The following is a 23,742-nucleotide window of genomic DNA, read 5'->3' as shown; positions in this document are numbered from 1 at the left end:
GCGGGTGGTAGCGGGTTGGAGACCCCGGCAGGCGCGACCCGCATGGCACGCCTGCCGGGGGGTTCAGATGGGGCGTGCGCCGGTCAGGCGGCGAGCGCCCAGGCGGGGTCGTTGGACAGCCAGGTGGCGATCTCGGGCGCGGTCGACGCGTACGCGGAGACGGTCATCTCCAGGCCGACGGCGGCGGACCGGCCGAGGCTGATGGCGCCGCGGTCGGTGATCTCACCGCGCGGGATGACCAGGCGGTTCTTGATGTTGCCGTCGATCCACTCGAGACCGATGGCGCGCTCGTCGGGGCCGGGGGCGGCCGGGATGTCCAGGCGCCACACGGTGTCCTCGGTGACCTCGGTGATCGTCGCGCCGGGGAAGTAGGCGGTGACGGTCGCCGCCTTGAGCTCCATGGCGGTGAACCCGAGCGTCATGTCGACGCTGGTGAGGACGCGCCGCACCGGGGAGAGGGACTGCCAGGCGTTGATGTCCTCGACGTCGGTGGTGTACTCCATCGACACGCCATCGTCGGAGAGGTAGCCGAGGTCCACCCAGCTCGCGCCCCACGCGGCGGACAGGTCGGCGGGGCCGGTGGTCCCCACGGGGGCCAGGAAGATCGAGCCGTTGAGTGCGACCCGCACGTTGTCTGAATCGTTGGCCACGGGATGCCTCCAGGGCATGCGAAGGACCCGTGCGACCGACGGCCGACGGGTGCGGTGAAAAGGGAGGGGTGCGGGTTAGGGGGTGGCGGGCAGGGCGCGCAGGCGGGCCTGCATCACCAGCACGTACCGGGGAATCGGGGCGGTCTCCGCGTCGGGCTGATGCGGCAGCCAGATCAGGGACACGTCGTTGACGGAGTAGATCTGCGCGCCGTCGACCGTGGTGCCCTCGGCGGCGAGCCAGTGCGCGCGGGCCAGCTGGGCGAGGTCGAGGGCCTGACCCTTGGTGGCGGCCAGGACGTCATGGTCGAGGGTGACGTCCTCGGTGACGTGCCGCTGGACGATGGCGCCGCCGCCGCGGGTCACCGACACCACCCCGCCAGCCAGCTTGGTCTCGAGGTCATCGGGCCACTCGGTGCCGACATGCACCGTCGGGGCGAGCGCGGACCGCAGCACGGTGACCGCGACGAACTCGGCGTCCGGGAAGAGGATGACGGGCTGGCTCATCGCCGCCGTCGTCCCACCTTCGCCGGCAGTGTCTCCTCGAGGGAGACCGCCTCAGGCTCCTCGGCGGCCGGCTCCTCGAGCGGCGCGGCCGCGGCCGCGGGCGGTTCGGCGGGCGGCTGCTCGACGACGGCCGCGACCCGCCCGTCACGGCGCAGCCGCCGCAGCTGGTCGTCGTCGACGTCGAGCTCGCTGCCCGGCGGGCGGCCGTCGTACCAGTGGGCGAGGACGATGGTGGTCATCAGGCTGTGCTCCTCAGGGAGTCGAGCGCCCGGCCGAGCGGGCGGTACTTGGGGGAGTGACCGCCCTGCGGCCGCGCCCCGACGGACCGGAACCGGCCCGAGGAATCCCGGGCCCGTCCGGCCGTCTGACCGGTCCCGAACTCGACCTGCAGCGTCCATGGGGCGGTGGCGCCGAACTCGGCCCGCCACCCGTTGGAGTTGAGGTGGGCGCCGGAGTAGATCGACTGCTTGTACTCGCCGCGCCTCATGACGCCCGGCTTGTACGTCGGACCGGAGTACTCAGGCGCGAACCCGCGCGCGAAGTTCGCGCCGCGCTGCGCCGCGTCCAGGAGCATGGTGTGCATCTCCTGGCTGCGGGCGATCTCGTCGTAGAAGTCGCGGTTGGGCACGTAACGGAACTGGGCTCTCGGCATGTCAGTCGACCTCCTTGAGCTGCGCCTCGATGTGCCGTACGGCGGTGGGGGTTGGCCAGCGGCCGACCTTGCCGGTGACCTCGAGGACCTGGCCGTCGAACTCGACGCGGTCGGTGTCCCGCAGGTCGGGCATGGTGCCCGGCGCGGAGATCAGCAGCCAGCCGGTGACGGTGATCTGACGATCGTCGGTGTCCTCGGTGCTGCCGCCGGACGACTGGACGTTGACCTGGTCGACGGGGATCCGCTCGGCGGCCGCCCCGTAGTCCGGCCGGCTGTTGCCGTACCGGTCGGTGGTGGTGGCCGGCCGGACGATGACCACCGACTGCTCGTACAGGACGCTCACGACTGCCTCACCGACAGCACGGTCCGCTTGAAGTCCCGCAGGGTCCGGCGGTGGTCGGCGGTGAGGCTGCCGGTGCCGAACGTCTCCACCGTGTACGTCACGCTGGTCGCGCCCGCCGACTCCGACCGCAGACGCCTGGGGTTGGCCAGGGTCGCGGCCGCCAGGTCCAGGCACACCCCGACCAGCTCGTCGGGCAGCTCACCGTCCGGGTAGCCGTGGCTGTAGGTGACGCGCACCCGGTCTGCCCAGATACCCAGCGGCCGCGCCCAGGGCCAGCCCATCGTGCGGCCGAGGTCGTACAGCGGTTCACCGCGGCGGAGCTCGGAGCCCTGCCGGATGAAGTCGCGGTTCTCCACGGCCGGCACCTCGGTGCCGGTCCCGTCGGGGATCTCCACCACGGTCAGCGGGTGGTCGTCGTCGATGACGACGGGCCGCTGGGGGAGGGCCAGGACCCGCTCGCCTCCCTCAAGGACGACCGTGTCGCCCTCGACGAAGGTGAGGGTCTGCCGGGTCTCCCGGCGGATGGCCGCCGACGCGATCCGCAGCGCGAGCTCCGCGGACTCTGTGGGCACCGCGACCCCGGGCACGTAGGCCTGCAACTGCTCGGGGGTGGCGAGGGAGGGGAGTGCCATGATGCGGCCCCCCTTCCGCTACGCGTCCGCGATCTTGGTGAGCTGCTTGACCAGCGTCGACCGCGGGTTGTCCTTGGCCTCCTCGAGGTCCAGCGCTGCGACGGCCCGCTCCGGGTCGTCGCCGACCCAGGTGAGGACGTCGGCCACGGACGCGTCGATGTCCAGGTCGTCCGCGGGGTCCTGGTCGCCGGTCGGCGGCTCCTGCTCCTGCTGCTCGCCGCCGTCGCTGCCGGTGTCCGGCTGCTCGTCCTCGATGACGGTCACCCGCTTCCGGGCGGTCCGGGAGAGGAGCTCCGCCAGGCTGCCGGTGACGACCTGCCCGGCCTCGAGGCTGAGGGGCTGATGCCCGTGGAACATCTTGAAGTTCTCGTTCACCACAACACTGGGCACGAGACCTCCCCTTTCGTCTGGGCCCGGGGCCCGACCGGTTGGCCGGGCCCCGCGCGGGGTCAGTTCGCGCTGTGCTCGAGGACGACGGCCCGCTTGAACTGGGCCGGGTCACCGTTGGCGAGCGAGTCGGACGGGACGCCGTAGTCGCCGACCCACGACCAGGTCGTGGACACCGTCTGCTGGAACCGGTCCTGCGGCGGGCGGACGATGCGGGCGACGTCGACGCCCGGCGCCACGTTGATCATGCCGATCTCGGGGACGTCGCTGACGCCGGTCTCGGCGAGCAGCCCGGCGATGTCCTCGAACGGTGCGGCGACCAGGGCGCCGGCACCCATGACGATCGGCCGGTGCACGGTCGCCGCCAGGTCCTCGTGACCGGCGGTGGCCGCGGTGAGGTACGGGACCTCCTCGTTGCGGACCCAGACGATGCCGCCGAACACGCCGATGGCGAGGTCGCGGTAGGTGTCGGAGTCCGCGCGGCCGCGGTACAGGTTCTGGAACTCGGTGTCCTCGAACAGCTGCGACTCCGTGACGGAGTCGATGTGGGCGATGTAGTTGGAGCCCTCCGCCGGCGGCACGCTCATGCGGCGCAGGCGGGCGACGGCCGCCCGGAAGTGGGAGAACTTGGCGAGGTCGCCGGTACCGATGTCGTACGCCGAGTCGTTGCCCGTGCCGGCCCGCACGATGTACGGGGCCTGCGAGGAGATCACGTAGTCGCCAGTGACGTCGGCGCGGGCGGTGCCCAGCGTCAGCGTGTTGGTCGAGGTGTTCACGCCGGTCACCGTGTTGGCGACGCCCTCGACGGTGATGGGCAGCGGGTTCGACGCGCTGACCGCAGTGGGCACCCCGTTGACCAGGACGTGCGTGAACCCGTCGGTGGACGCGACGACCATGGAGGAGTCGCTGGTTCCGTCGGTCTTCACGAACGTACGGCCGCCGGCGTAGCTCTTGTACAGCTTGTTGCGGGCCAGCCGGTTCAGGGTCTGGCCGGCGTGGATGCCGAGGCGGCCGACGTCGTTGAGGTACTTCGACGCCTGCGTCATCTTCGACTGCAGCAGGTCGGTGTCGATGGACTTGCCGTACTGGTCCATCACCACTTCCCACTGCTCGATGCTGTAGGAGCCGGTCGACGCGTCGGAGCCGGTGGTGGGGGTCGGGTCCGGCGTCATGAGCCCGTTACGGGTCATGATCCGCTTCGAGCCCTTGGCGCCCTGCCACGGCTCGACGTCCGCGACCTGAGCGAACAGCAGCTCCGGCAGGAGGGACTCGCGGAACATGCCGTCGAGGAGCCCGTTCTGCATGACGGCCTGGATGGCCGGGGGAAGAGTGGTGCGGATGTCGTGCCGGTCGAGCCGGAACCACGACCGCGCACCACGCGCGAGGGTGTTCTGCATGGTTACTCCATGGTGATGTCGACGGACACAAGGTCCGGATGCTGCTCAGCCACAGCCTCGAGGCCGAGCAGCGCGGTTTGAGTAATGGCCGATACCGCCGCGCACACTCGGCCATCCAGGACGTGGCCCTCGTGGCCGTCGACCTCGATCACGGTGCGGCCGTTGCCCAGCCGGGCACGGACGCGGATCATCCGCGCAGACGGACGCCGTATTTGGCGAGCTCGTCCTTGAGGGTCGACCGGTCGGCGTTGCGGTAGTCGGTGGGTGCCGGGCTGGGGCGCACGCCCTGGCTGGGGTCCGGCTTGGGGCCCTTCTTGCCCGGCCCGGGATCGGCGGACGGGTCCGCGCGCCGCAGGTGCGGCTTGCGGTCAAGGATGTCCGCGAGGTCGGTCTTGATGGCCTCGACGTCGACGTCGCCGTCCGGCGTCGCGTAGCCGCTCATCTTCGCCTGCAGGTGGACGACCGCGTCGTCCACGTCAGCGAACCCGGAGGCCAGGGCCTTGACCTCGGCCTGCACCGCGCGGGCGGTGGCCTTTGCGACCGCCTCCTGCGCACGCTGCGCCTGCGCCTGGGCCCGCTCGAGCTCGCTCTTGTCGCGGTCCTCGAACTCCTGCACCTTCGCCGCGAGTTCGTCGGCGCGCCGCTTCTCGGCGGCCGCCGCCCTCTTGGCTTCGGCGCGCTCGCGCTTCATCGCGTCGAGGGCCTTCTTACCGGCGTCGCCGAGCTTGTCGGCGCCGTCCGGGTCGTCGCCCGGGTCCGGGTCCGCCGACGGATCGGCGGGCGGATCGGCGGGCGGGTCGGCCGGCGGGTCCGCGGGCGGATCGGCCGGGTCAGGGTCGTCGTGCCTGTTCAGCCGGAACCAGTCCGTGCCGTGCGCACCGGACAGCCAGGCGTGGCGGGTTGCCTTCATGTGGGTCTCCCATTGCGGGGGAATCGGCGGCCATGCGTTGCGCACGGCCGGAGGGGTGGTGGGCGGCTACACGACGTAGCCGTGGCGGCGAAGCAGCCGCAGCTCCTCGTCGCGGTCGCCGTCCGCGACGCGGAAGATTTCGTCCGGCATGAGCCGGGGGGCGCGGGCGCCGCGCAGCCGGACCAGCTGCGTGCGGCCCGTACTGGTGCGGCGGGTCCACTCCGACACCACGCGGACGTCGCCGCCGGTGCGGGGCGCGGTCAGCCGGGTGGGGTCGCCGGTGATGAGCCGGGCGCCGGCGATGCCGCGGCGGCTGATGCCCTCGTTGGTGACCTGCACGTCGCGGCCGCCGATCGTCGCGGTGGACATGCCGCGGCGGGCGTTGACGACCTGCCCGATGTCACCGCCCTGCCGGATCGCCCGAGCACCAGCGACGGTGAACACCCGCTGCTGCTGCTCCTTGTCGAGCTGGTCGAACAGGTCCCTCGGGCCCGGGACGTCGGGCCACTCTTCCTCGCGGAGCGGCAAGGTCTGGCAGTCGCAGCGCGGGTGCCGCAGGAATCCCTCGCTGTGCCGGTACATCTGCCCGGCGAGGATGATGCACCGCGAGCAGGCGGGCAGCCGCACCACCCGCACGTACGCCACGCACTGCGGGTGCGCGGTCATCGCGACCTGGTCCGACTGGCGGGCGGTGTCCGCGATGGCCGTCGACGCGTACATCGTCATGTCGACGAGTCCGCCGATCATCGCCTCCTCAGGCGGGAGCCCGGCCGCCAGGCGGCGCCGCACACCGATCGCCGGCAGGTACAGCAGCGACTCCAGCGGACCACCGCCGGGCGCGAACCCGGGGAACGCGGACGGCACCAGCCGCGGCAGGAGCTGCGCCTGCACCAGCGTCATCCCGCCCTGGGCTGCCATCTGCGCCGCGATGTAGGCCTGCGCTGCCTCGGCAACGCCCAGCTGCCCGGCGAGGGCCGCGTCCGCGATGGCAGCGCCTGCCTCCTCGAGGAGCTCGTCCTCGATGCTCTGCGCCGACAGCGTCGCCCAGATCGCCTGGATCTGCTCGACGACCGCGCGGATGATCTCCTCGACCTGCCGGTACCGGGCCTGCCCGAGCTCGGGCGGGGTGGGCTCAGGCGGCGTTGCCACGGTCGGTCTCCGCCGGCTCCTCGTCCTCTGGCGGCGCCGGTGGCTCCGGGTCCGGCTTCCCGCCGAACAGCGGGCTCACGTCCCCGGTCGCCAGGCGTCGCATCGCCTGCCGGGTGTCGGCCTCGTCCTGCTCCTCCATGCGCGCGATCTGTGCCTGGCTGTAGCCGAGGTCCTCGCGGGTCTGCCGCAGCGGCACGATCTTCGCCTGGAACTTCTTCACCGCGGCGTCGGCGGCCTGCGCCACCGTCGGCGTGGACGCGTCCCGCCAGATCGTTTCCAGCGCCCGCGCGTCGTCGGAGGCCTCGCCGTCGCGGACCAGCAGCACCAGCCGCATGACCCGTTCCCACGATCCTCCCCAGGACCTCTGCTTGCGCTCCGCGCGCTTCACCAGCCGGGCCTCACTCGAGCGGATCGCGTCCGCGCTGGCGGGGTTGGCGGTGGAGTGACCGAGGAAGTGCGGCGGCAGACCGGCCAGCGACGCCACCAGTTGCGCGAGCTGGCTGATCGTCGAGTGGAAGTTCTTCAGGTCCGCCTCGGGGAACTGGGTGACGTCGACGCCGTCGTCCTTCTTGTTCTTCTCCGTCGCCCAGATCCGGCCGGCGATCCGCGACCAGGCGGAGATCTTCCGGCCGTGCTCGTCGGTGAAGTCCTCCTCACCGAACCCGTACGCCACCCGCCGCGGCGTGGCGTGGTACTCCGCGGACACCATCATGTCCGTGGCGATCTTGCACGCTGCGTCCGACAGCGGGATCACGTCCGCCAGCTCAGAGACGCCGTCGCGCTTCTTCAACCGGGTCCGGTTCGACAGCACCTCGACCGGCGGCACACCCAGCCCGTGGTCATCTCGCGGGTACTCGGGATCCTCGACCCACGTGCCGTCCTGCTTCACCCACCAGATCGTCGCGTCCGGCAGGTACAGAGTGGCGTGCTCGACCTCGTCCTTGCCCTCGCCGACGCACCACCGCTTCACCGCGGCCGCCACCTGCCGAGTCCGTGGATCGTGCTCGGCGTACATGTCGAGCGCCGACTCCACGGTCACGATCGGCGTGGTCGGATCCTTCTCGTTCGGCCCGACCACCACGTACGACCGCTGCATGATCAGCGCGTCGAGGTGGCCCATCTGCGACTGCTCGTCGAGGTCGTTGGCCTGCCAGATCCGCCACAGCTCCTCGTCCGCCTCGGCCTCGCCGGGGAAACGAAACCCCGTGACGTCCAGGCGCTCCTCGACAGAGTCGACGACCAGGCGCGGCCAGTTGACGACGACCTGCCGCACGGAGTCCTGCAGCTCGCGCTGCAACTCCGGCGCCATGTACGACAAGGGCTGTTTGCCCTCGTAGTACCGGTCCAGCGTCTCGAGCTCGCCCTTGCAGTTCTCGTGGCAGGCGATCAGATGCTCGAGCCACTCCAGCTCGGTGCGCTCCATGGCTCACCTCACCTTCTACCGCAGGACGATCATCCTGGACGGCTTCCTCTTCGGCTTGACGCCAGCAGCGATCGCGTCGCGGTGGGCTTCCCACGACAGGCAGCCGGCCATCGCGCCGTCCATGGACAAGGGCGACTGGTGCCGTTCCTTCTCGATCACCCACAGCGGCTTGCCCTGCTCGTCGAGCATCTTCAGCTGCTTCTTGCGGGCGTTGGCCACGTGCCGGGCGTACGCCTCATGCCCGGAGTGCGTCAGCGCCCCGGTCTTCATCGCGCCCTCGTAGGCGCGCAGCGAGTAGGCCATGGCCTTGAGGCGGTTGGTCCACCACTTCGTGATCTGTTTCTCGCCCCACCGGCCCTGCCACGTGGTGATCAGGCCCTCCCAGTACGGCGGGTCGACGTAGGCGCGGACCACGTCCCAGGTGTCGAAGGCCTCGATCATCGCGGCGTCGACCTCGTCGGCCGGGCATTCCCACTGCTGGTCCGGGTCGTCGCCCTCGTTGGCGCCGGGCGGCGCCTCCCAGATGCCGAGCGGCCACTGGAACCCCGTCGCCAGATGGGTGGCGATGAGCGCGGTGGCGTCGCGGAACTGGGCGCCGTCGAAGCCGATCGTGATCCGCTCGCCCTTCTCCGGCAGCGGCTGGTCCGGCCGGGCGAGCTCCGCCCACCGTGCGACGGAGAATGCCTGGCGGCCGGCCTGCACGCGCCGGTTCAGCCATACCCGCTCCCAGTACGCGCGGTCCGTGTCGGGCGCGTTGTACAGGGAGACGATCGCGTCGACCTGGCCCTCGAAGTCCGGCCACGCCGCGATGCTCGGACCCGACGCCTCACGGACCGCGGCGCGGATCTGCTCGTCGTCCGAGAGGTCCTCGTCCGGCCGCGGGTCCGCCTGGCGGTGGAAGAAGAACAGGGTCCGGTCCTTCGACTTCCCCGACGCGACCAGCTCGGCGAACTCGTGCGTGCCCTGAGCCACGCTGCCCTCGCCGGGCGTGTACGTCGTGGTCGTCTCCAGCGACCACGGGTCGAACAGCATGATCTTCGGGATGTTCGCGAGCATCGTCTGGTGCGCCTCACGGTGCCGGGGCAGCGTGAAGCGGTGCGTCTCGTCGAAGTGCTGGAACGTCGTACGGGCACCGTCACGCGCGTCCGGTGAGGACGCGAGCGGCACCGCCCGGCCCAGGCCGTCCCACCGCATGATGCGGTCCAGGCCCGGATCGAACAGATCCGCGTCCGGCCCCTCCGTGACCATCACGTACAGAGCGGCGTACGCCAGCTCCTCCGTCTGCTCCTCGGTGTACGCAACCATCGGGATGTACGGGTCCGACACCGGCACACCGACCGGCTCCCCGTCCGCGTCGAAACCGTCACACCTGACCGGCCCCTCCGGGTGCAGCTCGGCGAACGCCACCGCGGCCGCGAGCTCCGTCTTGGCCGTGCCCTTCCGGACCGACAACCCCACCCGCTTGAACCGCCGCTTCCCCGCGCGCGGGTGCCCCTGCGGGTACACCTCATACCAGCGGTAGATCAGCGCCCGCTTCTCCGGGTCCAGCACATACGGCCGGCCACGCAACGCGCCCGGCCCATGGATCGCCCGCTCCTCGAGCAGATCGCACACCTGAGGGCCCAGAGTCGGCCACGGCTCATCGTCCGGCCTGGGCACCATCAGGACGCCCACGGCCTACTCCACCACGTGCAGGGTGGCCCGCGGATCATCCGGCCTCTGCCGCCGCCCGCCGGACGTCGACCGCCGCCGCGCACGCGGAGCGACAGCGCTGCCCTCATCCGGGTCGGAGATCTTCCACCGCAGCCGCAACAGCGACAGCGGCGTCAGCCCCAGCCGGTCACCCAGCTGCCGCGCCTCCTTGGCCGCGTCCAGGTCACCGACCTCCGCCCGGCTCTTCCACCGGACGTACTGCGCCACCTCACGCGTCCACCGCAGCTGCTCCCACATCACGGCCTGAGGCGTCTTCCACAGCTCCCGCCACAGCGCACCCTCGGTCTGCTGCTGCGCCTCGAGCTGCTTGGTCAGGATCAGCGCAGCCTCGCGCGCGGCGTCGGCCTTCTTCTCGGCGGCCACCTTCGCCCGGCCCTTGAGGTCCGGCTCGAGGAGAGCGAGCTCGAGGTCATCGGCCTTGCGCTGCGCCAGGTCGCGGCGGGCGGTGAGGACGACGTCGTCGGGGAGCGGCCATTTCGGTGTGCGGCCCTTGCGCCCTTCGTGGGGCAGGGGCGTCATGGCGACGGTGGCGTTGCGCCGGCGTCGCGTTCCGTCCGGCTTCGGGGCCGGTCCCATTCCACCCATGAGGAGGTGTCCTTCCGGAGCCGTTGCGGCGGGGAAGTGGCCCCGGCGTTGCGCGGGGGCCGGCGGTGCGTGGGGGTGGTTCGACGCGTCGAACGGGGACCCCCAGACCCGTACAGATCAGCGTTGCCCTCCCCCGCGGTCTCGAGCGCGCGCACGCGCGCGGGTACGCCCCCACCCCCGCGCGGGCGGGGGCACCCCGTTTGACCTGCGGAAACGCGGCCTTGCGCCGCGAATGCCCAGGTCAGAGGCGGGACCGGCTGCGCCGGCGGTGAGGTGCTGACGAGATCACGAACGATGTTGATCAGTTCGCTGGCTTGATGGCTCGAGGCGCGAGCCTGAGGCGGACCGCGGAGGCTGCCATGTCCCTGCCGGCCGTGCCCAGAGGGGGCGGCACAGGGGAGGGGCGGGCGTGCCGTGGTCAGGCCTGGTCGGCGGCCCAGCCTCCGGGCTGATGCGCTGCTGTCTCACGGCTGTGGCACGGACCGCACAGGCCTCGGCCGTGGCGTGGGTCGTCGGGGTCCTGGCCGGAGGCCGCCAGGGCGCGGCGGTCCTTGGGCCAGTGGTCGGCGTGCCGGGAGGGCTGGCCGCAGGGGTCGTCATGGCCGTGGCTGGTGTCGGCGCAGGTGCAGTTGGGGTCGCGTGCGAGGACCGCGGCGCGGAAGCGTCTGCGGTGGCTGGTGCCGTATCCGCGTTGGGTGGCGGTGCCGCGCCTGGCCTCGGCCTGGGCGCGGCAGCTGGTGCAGCGTCCGCCGTTGGTGTACTCGGGGCAGCCTGGTGTGGTGCAGATGGACAGTGCGCGGCGCGGCATGTGCTGCCTCCTGTCCGTCCTGTGGTGGCTACCGGGTGGGTGGGAGGGGGCCGGTGTACCCGTCGGGGATGTGGGTGACGGTGACGCGGCGCCGGCGGGCGGCGAGGTAGACCGGTGTCCAGAGGCCGACGGTGCAGATCAGCATCGTCCAGTGGAAGCCGATCGCGATCCATCCCATGCGCTGCCGGGTCTTGATCTTCGCCATGTGTGTTCCTCCCTGCGTCGGTGACGCGGGGAGCCTAGGCGTGGTGAAGGCGGCGCGCGCGTGGTGTGACGTTCCTGTGACGAAGCTGCACCCGGAAGAGCTACGGCGGCCGCTGTGCTCAGTCGTCGTCGGTGGGTGAGTCGGTGTAGCCGGAGTTCTCGATGGCCTGGGCAGCCGTGAGCATGCCGAGTCGGGTGATCCAGTCGAGGGCTTCCGAGCGGGCGCTGGCGAGGGTGACGGTGCCGTCCGCCTTGATGACCTTCGTGAGGACGAGGGCGTCGGTGACCATGTCGCCGTCTTCGAGGTCCGCCTCGACGCCCAGGTTGTCGATGAGCTGGCCGATCTTCTGGCTGGCCATCAGCGGCTCGCGGGTTCGCTGTGTGCGGCGGCGAGGTGCTCGTCGACGATGCTGCGGTCGACCTTGAGGACGATCTCGCCGGGGCCGGCCTTCGCGCCCGGGTCGAGACGCATCATGAGCTCGAGGGGCTCGCCGCAGCCGGGGCAGGTGATGGTGGCCTTGCCGAGTGCGGCCATCGTCAGATGCCGAAGGCGGACAGCTTGAGTTCGGCGTTGTCGACGTCGACCTGAAGGGTGGAGCCGTAGTCGCCGGTGGGGAAGGGGCCGATGTAGCGGGAGGCCTCGGCTGCCAGGGTCACGGTCTTGGGGGTGAGGGCCTGGCCGTCGACGACGCCGGGGAGGCGGAGGGTGACGGTGCGGGGCGTGGACGCGCTGGCGTTGCGGACCAGGAGGAACACGCGGCCGTTGTTCTGGACGCTGTGGTGGTTGACCGGGTCGCCGTTGGTCTCGGCGGGGGCGGCGACGCCGGCGCGGGTGAGCTGGGTGACGGTGAGGGCTACGCGCGGCATCGCGGTCTCCTTCGCGGGTGGGGTGGGTTAGCTGGCGAGGCGCCGGACAGCGGCAGTGTTCTGGCGGGCGCGGCGTTCGGCGGCGGCGACCTGGCGCTGGGTGTAGATGCGGCGGCCGCGCTCGTCGCGCCGAGGGTTGGTGAGGTGGCCGCGGCGTTCCCAGGAGTAGATGGTCTGCAGGGCGCGGCCGGTGAAGGCGGCGATCTCGCGGATCGTGAACCAGAACTCGCCGTCGGCCTCGCGCGGGCCGGGGTCGTGGGGCATGTGCTCACCCCCTGAAACGGCGAAACCCCCGCGGTGGGCGGGGGTTGGCGTGGTGCTGGGCACAAGTGTGCTGCTGGCACCGGATTATGCAGTGCTGATCGTTTCCGTGTCCAGCAGCGGCGCCGGTACGTACTGTGTGGCGGGTGGATCCTGAGCTTCAAGGCGCGGCGATCGGGGCTGCTGCTACGGCCGTTGGCGCTGTGATCGGGTATGTGGGTGCGCGCGCCCAGGGTAGGGCGGCGCTCGAGGCTGTGCGGATGCAGGTGCGAGGCCAGCGCTTCGACGCGCGCTGGCAGATGCGGCGCGACGCCTACGCGAGCTTCTTCGCCGCCGTACAGCAGGTGCAGACCGCAACGGCGCATGCGTATGGGGTGCTGCTCGTCCGGAGGCGGGAAGGGCTGCCGCTTGTTCCTGAGGGCGATCTGGCCGAGGTTTCGGCAGAGCTTGCCGAGGCGCTGAAGGGGCTGTCATTCCAGCAGTCGCTGTTGCGGTTGTCCGTCACGGGCGTTGAGCGGCACACAGCGGACAGTCTGGTGTCGGAGGTGAGGAATGTGGTTGCGTGCCTGAATCTGTGGTGGGGTGCGCTGCAGCGTGGTGAGGGTGCATCGGGGACGCTGGCCAGATATCTGACGCGCTCCGCAGAGTTGGAGGACACCGTTGAGCATGTGCTGGGGGTGGCGAAGGGCTATCTCGACGGCAGTCCCGACGTTGATGCGCCGCGTCGGCCCTCGCTGCTTCAGCGGTTCCGGTCGTGGCGCATCGATCGTGCGACGCGGCACCTGACTTGACCGTACGAGGTCAGTCGTTGTCGGTGCCGAGGGCGGTTTCGACGTGTTTGATCTTCCCGGTGGTGGACAGCTCGGCGCGGATGGGGTTGTCGCCGGGGACGCCGGCCTTCTTCGCGGCGTCGACGAACGCGGCGAGCTCGTCGAGGGTGAGGTCCTTGTCTTCGCCGGTGAACGTCAGCATGGCGGGCATGCGTTCATGATGCCGTGCGAGGGCCCCACCTTCCCAGAGGGCGGACGGGGCCCTCGTGCTGCTCATGCCTCCATCATCCCCTCGGCAGCTGCCATTCCACCGGCTCATCCAAGTCGCCCGGCGCGTACAGCACTCGCTCCGGCCGGCCCTCCTTCGGCACCTCGAACGGCACGTTCCCTCGCACGCAGTCCCCGCCGCGCACCCGCGCCTCTACCGGGTACTCCGGCGCCGGCAGCTCCGCGCCGCTGATGCTCGTCGCGTCCACTCGCACGCCGTCCTCGTACGCCAGCGACCACGGCGCCGGCGACACCGAGAACGCTTCGCTGCCCGCGTTGCACACCTTCACTTCGACCTGCGCCCACTTCTCGCCGTCCTGCAGCAGGCCAGGGACGTCGGTCGTGATGCCCTTGTCCTTGAAGGCGATCACGGTGACGGCGAACTGGTAGCCGCTGGTCTCGATGTCGAGGGTGTCGCCGATCTTGTACGTTTCGCGGCTGGGCGTCGGGCTGGGGCTGGCGGAGGTGGCGGCAGCCGTGGGTGTGCTCGTCGCTTTGGAGACGGTGGGCTTGCCGTCGCTGTCGGACGAGCAGCCGACGGCGGCTCCGGCGAGAAGTAGGAGAGCTGCAGGCAGGGTGATGGTGTAGCGCATGGTCCCCCCTCTGGGACTGATCCTGTTGTACGGCCGCATCATGCGCGTCCGTGGGCGTGATGCGTGGGTGGTGTGTCGGAGTTGTGACATGTGTGCCGCGGCCGCGGCCGCCAGCGCTGGCCGGTACGGGGCCGGGGTCAGCCGCGGCGGAAGAAGCCGCGCCGCGCGGGCGCGGGCTCGGTGATGCCCGCCTGCTCACGCGTCGCGCGGTCGGCCTGCTCGGTGTACTGCCGGCGCTGTTCGGGGGTCCAGTCGGCTACCTGGCTGGGCAGCGTCTTCAGGGTGCGGCGCAGCTTGGCGGTCTCGCTGTTGCGGCCGAAACGCTTCATGATGGCGTCTCCTGTCTCGTGATCGGGATGGGTGGACCGGGGCGGGCCGCGCTCTTCTTGGCGGTTGGGAGCGGCCCGCCCCGGGGTCTAGTGGCCACGGAGGTCGTGGTGGCGGTGGTGGTCGTCGAGGTCGAAGATCCGGTAGCCGCCGGTCTCCGTGCGCTCGACGCGCACCCCGTGTTGGTTGGTTGGTTGTCCCTGGTCAACGGCCCCAACAGGGGCGGGGGGAGGGGTGCGGGGGAGGGGCGGGATGTCGTCCCGGTGTACGCCCACCCCCGTGCGGGAGCCGTTGCGGACCGCGCGGCGGACCCGGATATCGAGGGCCTCGAGGACCGCGCGGGCGGTGTCGGTGGACAGGCCCCGGGCGGTGGCGAAGTCGGCGAGGAAGACGTGTGGTTCGGCGAGGCGGTGGAGCGTCTCGCCGACGGTCTCCCGCTGCTCGTCGCTCGGCTCGTCGGGGTCGTCGTCCTGGTCGTGGCCGCGGCGTCGGCGGAGCCAGGAGCGGGCCTTCTGGCAGCCGATGGTGCCGAGCACGCCGACGACGACGTAGGCGGTCTCGGGCAGGACGGCGACGATCCCCCACATGGCGAGCAGCAGCACGCCGGCGAGGACCAGGCGGGCGGCCCGCTCCGAGCCGGGGCCCGGCTCCCCCGTCGACGTCTCCTCTGGCTCGCTGTCCTGCGGCTTGGTGGTGTCGGTGTCGCTCATCCGAAGGCCGCCGTGAAGCCGGTGCCGAGGAGGTTGACGGTGGAGCCGAGGGGGATGGCTGCGACGCCGGCGACGTTCCCGGACAGGGCCACGGCTGCTCCGGCGAACGCGCCGAGGAAGAGCTTCCAGTTGGGGACGCGCGGCGCCCACTTCCACAGGGCGAACAGCACTGCGGACAGCAGCAGGACGATGACGTACCCGCCGGCGGTGAGGACGAGTTGCTGGCTGCGGGTGACGTCGGGTGCGGTGCCTCCGACGCCCCAGACGAGGGCGGTGTAGCCGGAGACGTTGGCGGTCCACACAGCGGTCCAGGCGGCGACCCCGAGGGCGGAGACGGATCCGATGGCGGCCAGGGAGGCGAGCATCCCGTACAGCAGGGACAGCACGAACGGGACCAGGCCGCCGGGCCGGTGCTTCTCGGCGAACCACCAGCGGATCAGGAAGACCAGGATGACGGCGACGCCGACAGCGACGCCACCGAGGTTGATGGCCATGTAGGGCATGGGGGTCCTTCAGCGGAGGACGGCCATGACGGCCGCGGTGAGGATGCAGAGGTACAGGACGGTGCAGCCGACCGGCGCGAGGTAGAGGCTGCGCCGGTCAACGGGCGCGATCCGGCAGAGGCCGATGACCGCGGCGAGAGCGGCGAGGGGGCAGAGCAGCGACATGGGTCAGCTGGCCTTTCCGGCGAGGGCGTCGCGCAGCGCCGTGGCCTTCTTCTGGCCGATGTGCAGCTCCGCCTTGAGGGTCTGGATGGACGCGGGCCGGCCGAACGTCTCGCGGTGGGCGGCGTCGACCTCGCGGGCCCGGGCGAGGAGGTCGCCGGGGTCGGGTGCGCTGGCCCTACCCGCCGGGTGGGGTACGGGGTCGACCCGGGCCGGGGTGGGGTCGGGTACGGCCGGGGTGGGGTCCACCTCGGGTCGGGTAGAGGGCTCAGCCGCAGCGGCGGGCTGCTCCTCGTCGGCCAGCCAGCGGGCGAAGCTGTGGTCGTCCTCGATGACGGGGTCGGGGTCGGGTACGCGGGCGTGTACCTCGGTGCGGGTAGGGCGCGGGTAGACGAGGGCGGCGGGTACGGCGCAGGCGTGCTCGCGGCGTACCTCGGGTTCGGTGACGACGTCGAGGTGCAGGCCAGGCACCGAGTAGGCGTCCGGGTCGGGTACGGGCAGGGGTGGGGTGGCCGGATCGGGTACGGCTGCGAGGCTGGGCCGCTCGGGCGCGGCGGGTACGGCCGCCGGGGTCTGTCCGGGGGTGGCGAGTATGGGCGTACTCGGGGTCTTGGGTAGGGCGCGCAGGGCTACCCCGACGAGGGTCTCGGTGACGGGTACGCCGTACTCGGTGCACAGCGAGGCGAGTTCGGCGGGGGTGGCGTCGGGGCGCGCGGCGTGGACGAAGAGGATCACGTCGATGGGGTCCATGCGGCGGAGCTCGGCCCCGGTGACGCCGAGTGGGGTAGCCGGGTAGGGCTCGGGTGCGGGCTCGTCTACCCAGGGGGAGTCGACGGGTACGGTGCGCAGGCCGGCGGCGTTGCGGCGGGCGGCGAGGAGTCGCATCAGGTGATGGCGCTGCTCGGGGTTGGTGGCGGCGCCGGAGCGGGCGACGGCGGCTTTGAGAGCGGCGCGGCCCCAGGGGGAGAGCCAGCGTCGGGAGGCGAGGCGTACGGCGCGGGCGGTGGCGCGGTCGCGGGAGACCTGGGCGGCGGTGCGGCCGCGGACGGCGAGGCCGAGGTAGGACAGGAGCCGCTCGCGGAGCTCGTGGCCGATCTGGGCGGGTAGTCCGGTGGAGAGGGCCTCGGGGCGGGTGATGCGGATCTCGAGGCCCATGGCGAGGTGCCAGAGCAGGCCGGCCATGGCGGGGCCGATGACGGCGCGGACGGTGCCGCCCCAGAATCCGGACTCGCTGTAGGCGGGGATGATCTGGATGCTGGTGATGCACCAGACGAGGACGCCGGGCACGCCCGGGGTGCCGGCCGCGCTGTCGGTGGCGGTGGCGCGCTTGTTGGCGCGGGCCATGACGGCGCAGGCGAGGAGGGCGATCTCCCCGGCGGCGAACATGGCCAGGCGTTCCTTGCTGTCGGCCATGCCGAGGCGGTGCTCGGCGAACTTCCAGGAGGTGTCGCCGGAGTAGGCGGTGCAGACGAGCGCGCCGAGCCCGGCGACGAACACGGGTCCGCTGGTGCGGCGGATGATCAGGGTGCAGGCGCCGGCGGTGAGGGCGGCGAGGATGCCCGCGGCGGCGACGAGCGGCCAGTGGCCGGTCAGCAATGCGGTGGGCTGGTCCAGGGGCACGGTGAGCTCCAGGGCAGTGGAGTTGAGGCGGGGCCCCTCATGTGGGGCCCCGCGGCCGGTGGGTTCGGTCAGCGCCGGCAGCGCCAGGCGTAGAGGGCGAACACGGTGGAGACGAGGAAGGGGCCGGGCTGCGCGGTGGCCAGGGCGACCACGGCGCAGACGGTGAAGCCCCAGCGGGCGAGGGGTCGGCGGAAGATGTCGCGGATGCCGTTCATCGGGCGGGCACCGCGATCTGCAGCGTCGTCTCGGTGTCCGGGTCGAGGAGCTTGACGACGGGGATGGTGAGGGTGGTGTCGTCCGGGAGCGGCACCCTCGACCCGGCCGGCGTCGCCTCGAGCGCGGGCGCAGCCTCGGTGGTGAGGGAGACCTCGGCGCCGTTCTGGCGGGTGCCCCAGCCGGTGCGGGCGCAGGTCGCCATGCCCCACCAGCGCATCACCCTGAGCGCGGTCCACGAGACGAGGACGGCCAGCGGGGTGAGGAACCAGGTGACCGCGCGGTGGCGCATGCGTTCGTCGGAGCGGATGACGCCGAGGTAGCGCAGGCCTTGCGCGGCACCGATCAGCAAGGGCACCAGGAGGAAGGAGGCCGGGGGCAGGTTGCCGTAGACGATGGGTTCGACGGCCAGGAGCCAGCCGAGGACCGTGGTCGACAGGGCGACCTGGAACCAGCGGAGGAGGTGCGCCCAGTAGGCCCAGCCGGTGACGGGCAGGTAGCGCATGCGCCACACCGAGCGGATCGTCGAGCCGCGCATCCACCGCATGTACATCCGGGCGAAGTGGCTCGCCTTCTCCGGCAGGGCGGTGAACACGATCGCGGACGGCTGCTGGACGGTGCGGCCGCGTAGCAGGGCATAGAGGGTGAGGAGGCTGTCGTCGGAGAACATGACGCGGCGGCCCATGAACCACTCGTTGAGGTAGGAGTCGAGGTTGTCGCGGACGACCGGCGCTCGGTATGCCGCGAGGGGGCCGCTGTTGACGAGGACGGCGCCCATGGACGACAGGGCGCTGCGGTCGGTGAGCTGGCCGGTGGTGAACCACAGGTCCGCCACCCTCGTGAGGAGGTTGGTGCGGTGGTTCGTGGCGAGGACGATCCCGGCGACGGACTGCACCCGCCGGTTCGCGAACGGCAGGAGGATCTCCTCGATGGCGTTCGGTGCGAGGCAGGAGTCGGAGTCGACCGTGACGTACACGTCCGCGCACGGGCTCGCCTCGACGCCGGTGGCCTGCGCGTGGCGCTTGCCGCGGTTCGGGGTGCGCTGCCAGGTGGTGGTGATGCCGGCCTGGCGGGCGGCGCGCAGCCACCACGCCCGCACCTGGGCGTAGTCGCTGCTGGTGGAGCCGTCGTCGACGACGTGCACCGAGTTGGGCCGCCGGGTCTGATTGAGGAACGACTCGAGGCCGAGGCGCAGGTAGCCCTCGTCTTCGTTGTAGACGGGCAGGAGGACGGCGACGTGGAGGGCGTCGAGCTGGCGGCGGGCGCGCGGTGAGATCCGGCGGGGCCGCTCGCAGTGGTACATGATCGTCTGCGTGAGGAGCAGCAGGAAGGTGATGATCCACACGGCGGCCAAGCGTGAGCCGGTGTCGTCGCCGTAGTTGGCGGCCTGGATGCCGTGGTGTGCGGCCCACACGGCGGCGGCGACGAGGGTGATCGCGGCGGCGAGGACGGTGCCGGAGCGGTGGACGTGCGCGGTGAGCGGCTGGCGGGTCGTCATCGCTCCCCCGCCCCGCCGTCGTCGCCCTGGCGCTGGGCGGGGATGTGGGCCTGGCCGGCGGTGAGGCCGGGCCGGAACGCGAACCGGCAGGCGACCGCGCCGACGATCACGATGGCGACGGCGACGGCGAGGAGCCACCAGCCGGTGACGACGGCGCCGCCGATGGCGAGAGCGCCGGCCGTTCCGGTACGGGCGAGTGCAGCGTTGTCGGACACAGTGTTCCTTCGAAGTCTGGTGAGGTGCCCGCCCTCGGGCGCCCGGGCGGGGGACCGGGCGCCCGAGGGGCGGACGTGCAGCGGGTGTCAGGCGCCGGGCTCCTGGCCGTGGACGCGGTCCTCGTGGGACAGCTGGTCACGGCGGGCCTGGGCGTCGGTGAAGTCGGAGGCCGCGCGGGCGAGGAGCACGCGGGCCGGTACGCGGCCGTCGTCGGCGACGGGGGCCGTCTCCCGGAGGTCGCCCATCCCGTCCGCGGCCTGCCGCAGCTGGGCGGCGTAGACGCGGCGGAGGAGCGAGCCGGTGATCTCCGGCGCCTTGGCGCGGAGGGCGCGCAGCAGCGGCGGGTCCATGGTGGTCGCCTGCAGCAGCGCGTGCCGTCCGATCGTAGTGATGGACCCGCCGGGCCGGATCCGGTCGAGCTTGTCGGCCATCTCACGCAGCAGCTGCTGCACCAGGCGGTCGTGGGCGAGGGCGCTGCGGCCGCAGCGGGGGCCGGCCATCAGCCGAGCTCCCCGGCATCGTTGGGCTCGCCACAGGGCTGACCCTCGGGCTGGGGGAGAGCGACGGCCTCGGTCCAGGTCTTGCCCTGAGCGATCGCCGCGTCCGCCTGCTCGGTGGTGACGTAGCCGGTGACGGGGAGGTCGACGAGCATCTCCCGCAGCCTGGACGCGGCCCAGGTCGGGCCGTGGTCCTCGTCCAGGATGTTAGAGATGACGGTCTTCACGAGCACGACGCGGCCGGCGAGGAGGCGGTCGTGGACCTGAGCGCCGCCGGTGGTGGCCGGGTGTGGCAGGTCGATCGCTTCGAGGATGGCCAGCAGGAGGTCGCGGGTGGGGCTGCTGTCGGCGCAGCGGGGGCCGGGCATCAGCCGAGGTCCCGGGCTGCGGCGCGCAGGCGCAGGGCGTACTCGCCGCGGGTGATGGCGTCGAGCGGCGGCATGGCGCGGTAGGCGCGGTCCATGCTGTCGCGGGCGACGACCTCGGGCAGGGTGCGCAGGATGGTGTCGGCGGCGATGTCGAGGGCGCGCTCGCAGGCCAGACGGGTGACCGGGTGGGTCGCGTCGAGCTCGAGCATGCGGGCGGTGACGATCAGGACCTGCGCGCCGTACGACGGCTGTTCGAGGAGGACACGCAGGGCTACGTCGATGTCGGGCGGCTGGGTAAGGTCCATGCCGGGCCTGCCTTCTGTGATCGCTTCACGGGTAGGTCCGGCCCCCGTCCCGGAGCGCCAACTCAGCGGGCCGGGGGCCTTTGTGCATCACGGTCGGAGGCAACTCCGCGCCGTTGTGTAGGAACGCTACACGCGTGTAGGGTGACTACACAAGCGGCAGCGCGGATCCGCCTCCCCAGTCCCGGAGAGGAACGGACAATGACAGACCGGGCTAAGGAGGTGCAGCGCGTGCTCGATGCCATCGACGCCCTCGCAGCGAACGAACCGCCGGCCTCGCGCGCCAGGCAGCTGACGGAGCTGCTGGGCGAAGTGCAGGCGAGGGTGCGGCAGGAGAGGAAACAGGCTGTGCGGGAGATGCACGACTCCGGCCTGACCTACCGGCAGATCGCCGCCGAACTGGGCATCAGCTTCGGCCGCGTCCGACAGATCCTCGCCGAAGACACCGAGCCCACCGAGGGGACAGCAGATGGATGAGCTGGTGCAGTGGCTGCGGGCGCAGCTCGAGGAGGACGAGCGGATCGCGCAGGCCGCCTCACCCGGGCCCTGGTCCACCAAGTGGAATGCCCAGGAGTACGCACTCGTCGCGCCCTCCCGTAACTACCCGATCGCCGAGTGGACCTACGCGGTCGCCACCTGCGAGCCCGAGGCCAGCACGCAGCGCGCCGAATGCGACACCGCCGACGCAGACTTCATCGCCCAGTATGATCCGGCGCGGGTGCTGGCCGAGATCGGCGCCAAGCGAGAGTTGCTGCGCCGGTATGAGCACCTCAAGCACGACGTGATGCCCGACGACCTGACCGGTGTGTGGGCCTTCGAGGTGGTGCTGCGCGCTCACGCCGTCGTGTACGCGGCCCGGCCCGGCTACAAGGAGTCGTGGCGGCCGTAGTGACCGCAGAACGAGAGGGTCCCTGCCGACTACCGGCAGGGACCCTCTCGCGTCTGGTCCATCCCCGCGTGCGCCCACCCGCCCACTCCCGCACGCTGGGCGGTATGGCTGTACCGCCCGTGGTGATCTACCCGCCCGACGAGGACGGAGGCCGGCGTGTCCGCATCGACGGGTCGATCCGCGGCCGGGCGTACGACGTCCAGGACGTGGCGCGGTTCATGCAGGAGGCCGGCCTGCAGGAGTTCGATGAGATGGACGTTGTCCGCAGCCTGCTGATCCAGTGGCGCGGTGGCGGGCCGGAGGTCTGGGGTCACTGATCGGGTGGGCTCGCCGCCTGGCCGCTGCTAGCCAGACGCACGACCGCCCCGGCCCGGCATCAGCGCGGGGCGGGGCGGAAGGCGGTGCGCCGGGTAGCAAGTCCGGTGCGCGGCAGCCGATCGGCCGGTCGCCCGCGAAGGCGCCGTACTGCCAGGTTCAGGATGGCAGATCCGGCTGGAGTGCGGGCGTCATCCGAGGCCGGGGAGGCCCTTCGTGCGGAGTGCGTCCAGGGCCACGGTCTCGAGGGCGCCGGTCCCGTGGTGCATCACCGTGACGTGGGTGTCGGGTACGTGATCCTCGGTCGGTACGACGGTCACCGTGGTGTCGTAGAGCCGGACCTGGGCGCCGACCTCGGGGCGCGTCTTCAGCCGGGTGGCTTCGTCGTGGAGGCGCTGCATCTCGGTGATGATCTCGCTCGCCTTCTCCGTGCTGATGGGGTCGCCGTTCCAGTAGTAGTGGACGGGCCCGGCTATGTACGTCGGTGTGGAGTCGACGCGGGTGCCGGGGGTGATCTTCTCGCCGCACTGGCGGCACTCGTACCAGGAGTCCTGGTGCTCGTCGCGGCAGTCGCCGCACCAGTACGGCTCGCCCCACACAGTGGTGAGGGTGGGGTAGGAGTCGGGGCCATCGGTGTAGCGGTGGGTGTGGCCGTGGCTGTCGGTGGTGCGCCAGTCCGGGTCGGGCACATGCCGGCTGCCGTGGATCCACTCGCCGTCCTGCTCGAAGGTCAGCTCTCCCTCGGCGAGGTTCAGGGTGTGGGTGGTCAACGGGACTCCTCGGATTCGCAGGTGTGGAGACGCATGACGAGCTGTCCGGTCCATGTGCGCAGCTCCTCGGTGGCGCCGGTGCAGTTCTTCGTGAGGCAGACGGTGCGTGGCGGTCGCAGCGGGCGTTCGTGGGTGAGGCCGAGCTCGCGCTCGAGGCGGTAGATCTTCGCGTGGTCGGGGCGGGGAGGCAGCGGGGTGGGGCGGCGCCAGATGCGGGTGAGCCAGGCGGGCAGCGTGGGCATGGGTGCTTCCGGGGTCAGGCGGTGGTGTGGTCGAGGGAGGCGACGGCGATGCGGGCGGCGAGGGCGAGCTCGTCCCGGGTGAACATGGCCTCGCAGCTGGTGCAGTCGATGTACAGCTGGTGGTCGGTCTCGACGAGGGCCAGGTCCTCGCAGCGCGGGCACGGCTGGGAGATGGGCCGGCGCTGCGGGCGGAGCCGGGTGACGGCGCGGACGGTGCGCATCAGCTCGGCGAGCTCGTCGCGCATGTCGCCTGCCCAGGGCTGGCGTGAGGCGTAGCCGAGGACGCGGGGGCGGGATAGCCAGGCGGAGAGGGCGGTGGGGGTGAGGGTGGCGGGTGGGTTCCAGCGGCGTTCGTCGGCGATGGTGCGGGCCCAGGGGATGAGGACGCCGGCGATGGGGACGGGGCCGTGCTGGTCGGCGGGGGCCTGGCCGTACGGGTCGCGGGTGGTGTCGGTCCAGGAGGCGGGACCGAGGAGGTTGAGGACGTCGTCGCGGCCGGGCAGGGGTGCGGTGCGGTAGGCGGTGCGGCCGCCTGAGGATGCGCCGGTGGTCTCGCGGTGGCGTGAGCCCTCGAGAACGATGATCTGCCGGGGAAGTTCGTTCTGCAGCCAGCGGGCCATGAGGTGGACGCACGGGATGCAGATCGTGTGCCCGCCTGCCTGCTCGTTGTCGCGGAGGTCGCGGTGGCAGGTGGCCGCGGCGCAGGGCTGGGCGGGGGTGGTGGTGTGGGTGGTGGCCATCGTGCCTCCTGTGGTGCGCGGGGTACGGTGAGTGCCACCTGAGGGGCGTGCGCCGGGAGTCTGGGGAGACAGGAAGCGCGCGCCCCTTCGTCATGTGTTCAGTCGTCGGCGAAGATCAGCGCGGTGACGCCGAGCCAGGTGAGGACGGCTGCGACGGCGCCGACGAGCGCGGCGAGTTGGCCGTCCGTGGTGAGGCCGTAGGTGACGCCTCCGGAGATGGCGCCGAGGAGGACACCGAGGATGAAGGTCGGCATG

The 23,742-nt window shown here is 71.7% G+C and carries 41 protein-coding genes; 4 read left to right on the top strand and 37 right to left on the bottom strand.

Annotation, left to right across the window (positions count from 1 at the left end; translation table 11 throughout):
• Positions 1–83: 83 nt before the first annotated feature.
• The 20 genes from ACFOSY_RS07995 to ACFOSY_RS07900 all read right to left on the bottom strand — a co-directional run bounded on the left by ACFOSY_RS07995 (position 84) and on the right by ACFOSY_RS07900 (position 12,488).
• Positions 84–650: a phage tail tube protein gene (locus tag ACFOSY_RS07995; RefSeq protein WP_394306035.1), complete on the bottom strand. Its 567-nt coding sequence runs from the start codon at positions 648–650 to the stop codon at positions 84–86.
• A gap of 75 nt (positions 651–725) precedes the next feature.
• Complete coding sequence (locus ACFOSY_RS07990; RefSeq protein ID WP_394306034.1) at positions 726–1,154, bottom strand: hypothetical protein; 429 nt, start codon at positions 1,152–1,154, stop codon at positions 726–728.
• Positions 1,151–1,393: a hypothetical protein gene (locus ACFOSY_RS07985; RefSeq protein ID WP_394306033.1), complete on the bottom strand. Its 243-nt coding sequence runs from the start codon at positions 1,391–1,393 to the stop codon at positions 1,151–1,153. The genes ACFOSY_RS07990 and ACFOSY_RS07985 overlap by 4 nt, the downstream gene beginning before the upstream one ends.
• Positions 1,393–1,806, bottom strand: coding sequence for a hypothetical protein (locus tag ACFOSY_RS07980; protein WP_394306032.1), 414 nt, complete (start codon positions 1,804–1,806; stop codon positions 1,393–1,395). The genes ACFOSY_RS07985 and ACFOSY_RS07980 overlap by 1 nt, the downstream gene beginning before the upstream one ends.
• Before the next feature lies 1 nt (position 1,807).
• The gene (locus tag ACFOSY_RS07975; RefSeq protein ID WP_394306031.1) at positions 1,808–2,149 is read right to left on the bottom strand and encodes a hypothetical protein; all 342 of its coding nucleotides are present in this window, start codon (positions 2,147–2,149) and stop codon (positions 1,808–1,810) included.
• The gene (locus ACFOSY_RS07970) at positions 2,146–2,781 is read right to left on the bottom strand and encodes a hypothetical protein (protein WP_394306030.1); all 636 of its coding nucleotides are present in this window, start codon (positions 2,779–2,781) and stop codon (positions 2,146–2,148) included. Before ACFOSY_RS07970 ends, ACFOSY_RS07975 begins: the two co-directional genes overlap by 4 nt.
• 18 nt (positions 2,782–2,799) lie before the next feature.
• Positions 2,800–3,171, bottom strand: a complete 372-nt coding sequence (locus tag ACFOSY_RS07965; protein ID WP_394306029.1) for a hypothetical protein — start codon at positions 3,169–3,171, stop codon at positions 2,800–2,802.
• A gap of 59 nt (positions 3,172–3,230) precedes the next feature.
• Positions 3,231–4,565, bottom strand: a complete 1,335-nt coding sequence (locus ACFOSY_RS07960; RefSeq protein ID WP_394306028.1) for a hypothetical protein — start codon at positions 4,563–4,565, stop codon at positions 3,231–3,233.
• A gap of 2 nt (positions 4,566–4,567) precedes the next feature.
• Complete coding sequence (locus ACFOSY_RS07955) at positions 4,568–4,717, bottom strand: ribosomal-processing cysteine protease Prp (RefSeq protein ID WP_394306027.1); 150 nt, start codon at positions 4,715–4,717, stop codon at positions 4,568–4,570.
• 35 nt (positions 4,718–4,752) lie between these two features.
• Entirely contained in the window at positions 4,753–5,475 is a 723-nt protein-coding gene (locus tag ACFOSY_RS07950) for a hypothetical protein (RefSeq protein WP_394306026.1), read from the bottom strand.
• A gap of 66 nt (positions 5,476–5,541) precedes the next feature.
• Positions 5,542–6,624: a hypothetical protein gene (locus ACFOSY_RS07945; protein WP_394306025.1), complete on the bottom strand. Its 1,083-nt coding sequence runs from the start codon at positions 6,622–6,624 to the stop codon at positions 5,542–5,544.
• Positions 6,608–8,047, bottom strand: a complete 1,440-nt coding sequence (locus ACFOSY_RS07940) for a phage portal protein (RefSeq protein WP_394306024.1) — start codon at positions 8,045–8,047, stop codon at positions 6,608–6,610. Before ACFOSY_RS07940 ends, ACFOSY_RS07945 begins: the two co-directional genes overlap by 17 nt.
• Positions 8,048–8,062: 15 nt before the next feature.
• Positions 8,063–9,721, bottom strand: coding sequence for a terminase (locus ACFOSY_RS07935; protein WP_394306023.1), 1,659 nt, complete (start codon positions 9,719–9,721; stop codon positions 8,063–8,065).
• Between the two features lie 3 nt (positions 9,722–9,724).
• Positions 9,725–10,345: a hypothetical protein gene (locus ACFOSY_RS07930; protein ID WP_394306022.1), complete on the bottom strand. Its 621-nt coding sequence runs from the start codon at positions 10,343–10,345 to the stop codon at positions 9,725–9,727.
• Between the two features lie 418 nt (positions 10,346–10,763).
• The gene (locus ACFOSY_RS07925) at positions 10,764–11,153 is read right to left on the bottom strand and encodes a holin (RefSeq protein WP_394306021.1); all 390 of its coding nucleotides are present in this window, start codon (positions 11,151–11,153) and stop codon (positions 10,764–10,766) included.
• A 28-nt stretch (positions 11,154–11,181) separates the two neighbouring features.
• Positions 11,182–11,358 (bottom strand): hypothetical protein, encoded by a 177-nt coding sequence (locus ACFOSY_RS07920; RefSeq protein ID WP_394306020.1) that lies wholly within the window; start codon positions 11,356–11,358, stop codon positions 11,182–11,184.
• 118 nt (positions 11,359–11,476) lie between these two features.
• Positions 11,477–11,716 (bottom strand): hypothetical protein, encoded by a 240-nt coding sequence (locus ACFOSY_RS07915; RefSeq protein ID WP_394306019.1) that lies wholly within the window; start codon positions 11,714–11,716, stop codon positions 11,477–11,479.
• A complete protein-coding gene (locus ACFOSY_RS07910; RefSeq protein ID WP_394306018.1) occupies positions 11,716–11,892 on the bottom strand; it encodes a hypothetical protein in 177 nt (58 codons plus the stop codon). The genes ACFOSY_RS07915 and ACFOSY_RS07910 overlap by 1 nt, the downstream gene beginning before the upstream one ends.
• 2 nt (positions 11,893–11,894) lie before the next feature.
• Positions 11,895–12,224 (bottom strand): hypothetical protein, encoded by a 330-nt coding sequence (locus ACFOSY_RS07905; RefSeq protein WP_394306017.1) that lies wholly within the window; start codon positions 12,222–12,224, stop codon positions 11,895–11,897.
• A gap of 27 nt (positions 12,225–12,251) precedes the next feature.
• Positions 12,252–12,488, bottom strand: coding sequence for a MerR family transcriptional regulator (locus ACFOSY_RS07900; protein WP_394306016.1), 237 nt, complete (start codon positions 12,486–12,488; stop codon positions 12,252–12,254).
• A gap of 143 nt (positions 12,489–12,631) precedes the next feature.
• On the opposite strand from ACFOSY_RS07900, the gene ACFOSY_RS07895 reads away from it, so the two are divergent.
• Entirely contained in the window at positions 12,632–13,276 is a 645-nt protein-coding gene (locus tag ACFOSY_RS07895; RefSeq protein WP_394306015.1) for a hypothetical protein, read from the top strand.
• 10 nt (positions 13,277–13,286) lie between these two features.
• On the opposite strand, the gene ACFOSY_RS07890 is transcribed toward ACFOSY_RS07895, so the two are convergent.
• The 13 genes from ACFOSY_RS07890 to ACFOSY_RS07830 form a co-directional block, all read right to left on the bottom strand.
• Entirely contained in the window at positions 13,287–13,466 is a 180-nt protein-coding gene (locus ACFOSY_RS07890; RefSeq protein WP_394306014.1) for a hypothetical protein, read from the bottom strand.
• A gap of 73 nt (positions 13,467–13,539) precedes the next feature.
• Positions 13,540–14,115, bottom strand: a complete 576-nt coding sequence (locus tag ACFOSY_RS07885; RefSeq protein ID WP_394306013.1) for a DUF4352 domain-containing protein — start codon at positions 14,113–14,115, stop codon at positions 13,540–13,542.
• A gap of 137 nt (positions 14,116–14,252) precedes the next feature.
• A complete protein-coding gene (locus ACFOSY_RS07880) occupies positions 14,253–14,444 on the bottom strand; it encodes a hypothetical protein (protein WP_394306012.1) in 192 nt (63 codons plus the stop codon).
• 87 nt (positions 14,445–14,531) lie between these two features.
• Positions 14,532–15,152, bottom strand: coding sequence for a hypothetical protein (locus ACFOSY_RS07875; protein ID WP_394306011.1), 621 nt, complete (start codon positions 15,150–15,152; stop codon positions 14,532–14,534).
• A complete protein-coding gene (locus ACFOSY_RS07870; protein WP_394306010.1) occupies positions 15,149–15,655 on the bottom strand; it encodes a hypothetical protein in 507 nt (168 codons plus the stop codon). The genes ACFOSY_RS07875 and ACFOSY_RS07870 overlap by 4 nt, the downstream gene beginning before the upstream one ends.
• 9 nt (positions 15,656–15,664) lie before the next feature.
• The gene (locus ACFOSY_RS07865) at positions 15,665–15,820 is read right to left on the bottom strand and encodes a hypothetical protein (protein ID WP_394306009.1); all 156 of its coding nucleotides are present in this window, start codon (positions 15,818–15,820) and stop codon (positions 15,665–15,667) included.
• Between the two features lie 3 nt (positions 15,821–15,823).
• Positions 15,824–17,437, bottom strand: coding sequence for a hypothetical protein (locus ACFOSY_RS07860; protein WP_394306008.1), 1,614 nt, complete (start codon positions 17,435–17,437; stop codon positions 15,824–15,826).
• A 68-nt stretch (positions 17,438–17,505) separates the two neighbouring features.
• Entirely contained in the window at positions 17,506–17,652 is a 147-nt protein-coding gene (locus ACFOSY_RS07855) for a hypothetical protein (protein ID WP_394306007.1), read from the bottom strand.
• Entirely contained in the window at positions 17,649–19,148 is a 1,500-nt protein-coding gene (locus ACFOSY_RS07850) for a glycosyltransferase family 2 protein (protein ID WP_394306006.1), read from the bottom strand. The genes ACFOSY_RS07855 and ACFOSY_RS07850 overlap by 4 nt, the downstream gene beginning before the upstream one ends.
• On the bottom strand, positions 19,145–19,363 hold the full coding sequence (locus ACFOSY_RS07845; RefSeq protein ID WP_394306005.1) for a hypothetical protein: 219 nt from the start codon (positions 19,361–19,363) through the stop codon (positions 19,145–19,147). The genes ACFOSY_RS07850 and ACFOSY_RS07845 overlap by 4 nt, the downstream gene beginning before the upstream one ends.
• Positions 19,364–19,450: 87 nt before the next feature.
• Positions 19,451–19,864 (bottom strand): hypothetical protein, encoded by a 414-nt coding sequence (locus ACFOSY_RS07840; RefSeq protein ID WP_394306004.1) that lies wholly within the window; start codon positions 19,862–19,864, stop codon positions 19,451–19,453.
• On the bottom strand, positions 19,864–20,229 hold the full coding sequence (locus tag ACFOSY_RS07835; protein ID WP_394306003.1) for a hypothetical protein: 366 nt from the start codon (positions 20,227–20,229) through the stop codon (positions 19,864–19,866). The genes ACFOSY_RS07840 and ACFOSY_RS07835 overlap by 1 nt, the downstream gene beginning before the upstream one ends.
• Positions 20,229–20,534, bottom strand: coding sequence for a hypothetical protein (locus ACFOSY_RS07830; protein WP_394306002.1), 306 nt, complete (start codon positions 20,532–20,534; stop codon positions 20,229–20,231). Before ACFOSY_RS07830 ends, ACFOSY_RS07835 begins: the two co-directional genes overlap by 1 nt.
• A gap of 228 nt (positions 20,535–20,762) precedes the next feature.
• Between ACFOSY_RS07830 and ACFOSY_RS07825 the strand changes: the two genes are divergently transcribed.
• The 3 genes from ACFOSY_RS07825 to ACFOSY_RS07815 all read left to right on the top strand — a co-directional run bounded on the left by ACFOSY_RS07825 (position 20,763) and on the right by ACFOSY_RS07815 (position 21,737).
• Complete coding sequence (locus ACFOSY_RS07825) at positions 20,763–21,008, top strand: sigma factor-like helix-turn-helix DNA-binding protein (RefSeq protein ID WP_394306001.1); 246 nt, start codon at positions 20,763–20,765, stop codon at positions 21,006–21,008.
• Entirely contained in the window at positions 21,001–21,420 is a 420-nt protein-coding gene (locus ACFOSY_RS07820; protein WP_394306000.1) for a DUF6221 family protein, read from the top strand. Before ACFOSY_RS07825 ends, ACFOSY_RS07820 begins: the two co-directional genes overlap by 8 nt.
• 104 nt (positions 21,421–21,524) lie before the next feature.
• The gene (locus ACFOSY_RS07815) at positions 21,525–21,737 is read left to right on the top strand and encodes a hypothetical protein (protein WP_394305999.1); all 213 of its coding nucleotides are present in this window, start codon (positions 21,525–21,527) and stop codon (positions 21,735–21,737) included.
• 189 nt (positions 21,738–21,926) lie between these two features.
• Here ACFOSY_RS07815 and ACFOSY_RS07810 read toward each other — a convergent pair whose 3' ends face one another.
• The 4 genes from ACFOSY_RS07810 to ACFOSY_RS07795 all read right to left on the bottom strand — a co-directional run bounded on the left by ACFOSY_RS07810 (position 21,927) and on the right by ACFOSY_RS07795 (position 23,741).
• A complete protein-coding gene (locus tag ACFOSY_RS07810; protein ID WP_394305998.1) occupies positions 21,927–22,505 on the bottom strand; it encodes a hypothetical protein in 579 nt (192 codons plus the stop codon).
• Positions 22,502–22,747 (bottom strand): hypothetical protein, encoded by a 246-nt coding sequence (locus ACFOSY_RS07805; RefSeq protein ID WP_394305997.1) that lies wholly within the window; start codon positions 22,745–22,747, stop codon positions 22,502–22,504. Before ACFOSY_RS07805 ends, ACFOSY_RS07810 begins: the two co-directional genes overlap by 4 nt.
• A gap of 14 nt (positions 22,748–22,761) precedes the next feature.
• Positions 22,762–23,487 carry a hypothetical protein gene (locus tag ACFOSY_RS07800; RefSeq protein ID WP_394305996.1) on the bottom strand — a complete coding sequence of 242 codons (726 nt, stop codon included), beginning with the start codon at positions 23,485–23,487 and terminating at the stop codon, positions 22,762–22,764.
• Positions 23,488–23,585: 98 nt separating this feature from the next.
• Positions 23,586–23,741, bottom strand: a complete 156-nt coding sequence (locus tag ACFOSY_RS07795) for a hypothetical protein (RefSeq protein WP_394305995.1) — start codon at positions 23,739–23,741, stop codon at positions 23,586–23,588.
• Position 23,742: the final 1 nt, after the last annotated feature.

Origin of the sequence: Streptomyces lusitanus (genome assembly GCF_042647945.1) — a bacterium.
Taxonomy (GTDB): domain Bacteria; phylum Actinomycetota; class Actinomycetes; order Streptomycetales; family Streptomycetaceae; genus Streptomyces; species Streptomyces pseudogriseolus.
The sequence above is the reverse complement of the archived record's forward strand: the minus strand, read 5'-3'. Positions and strand labels throughout refer to the sequence as shown.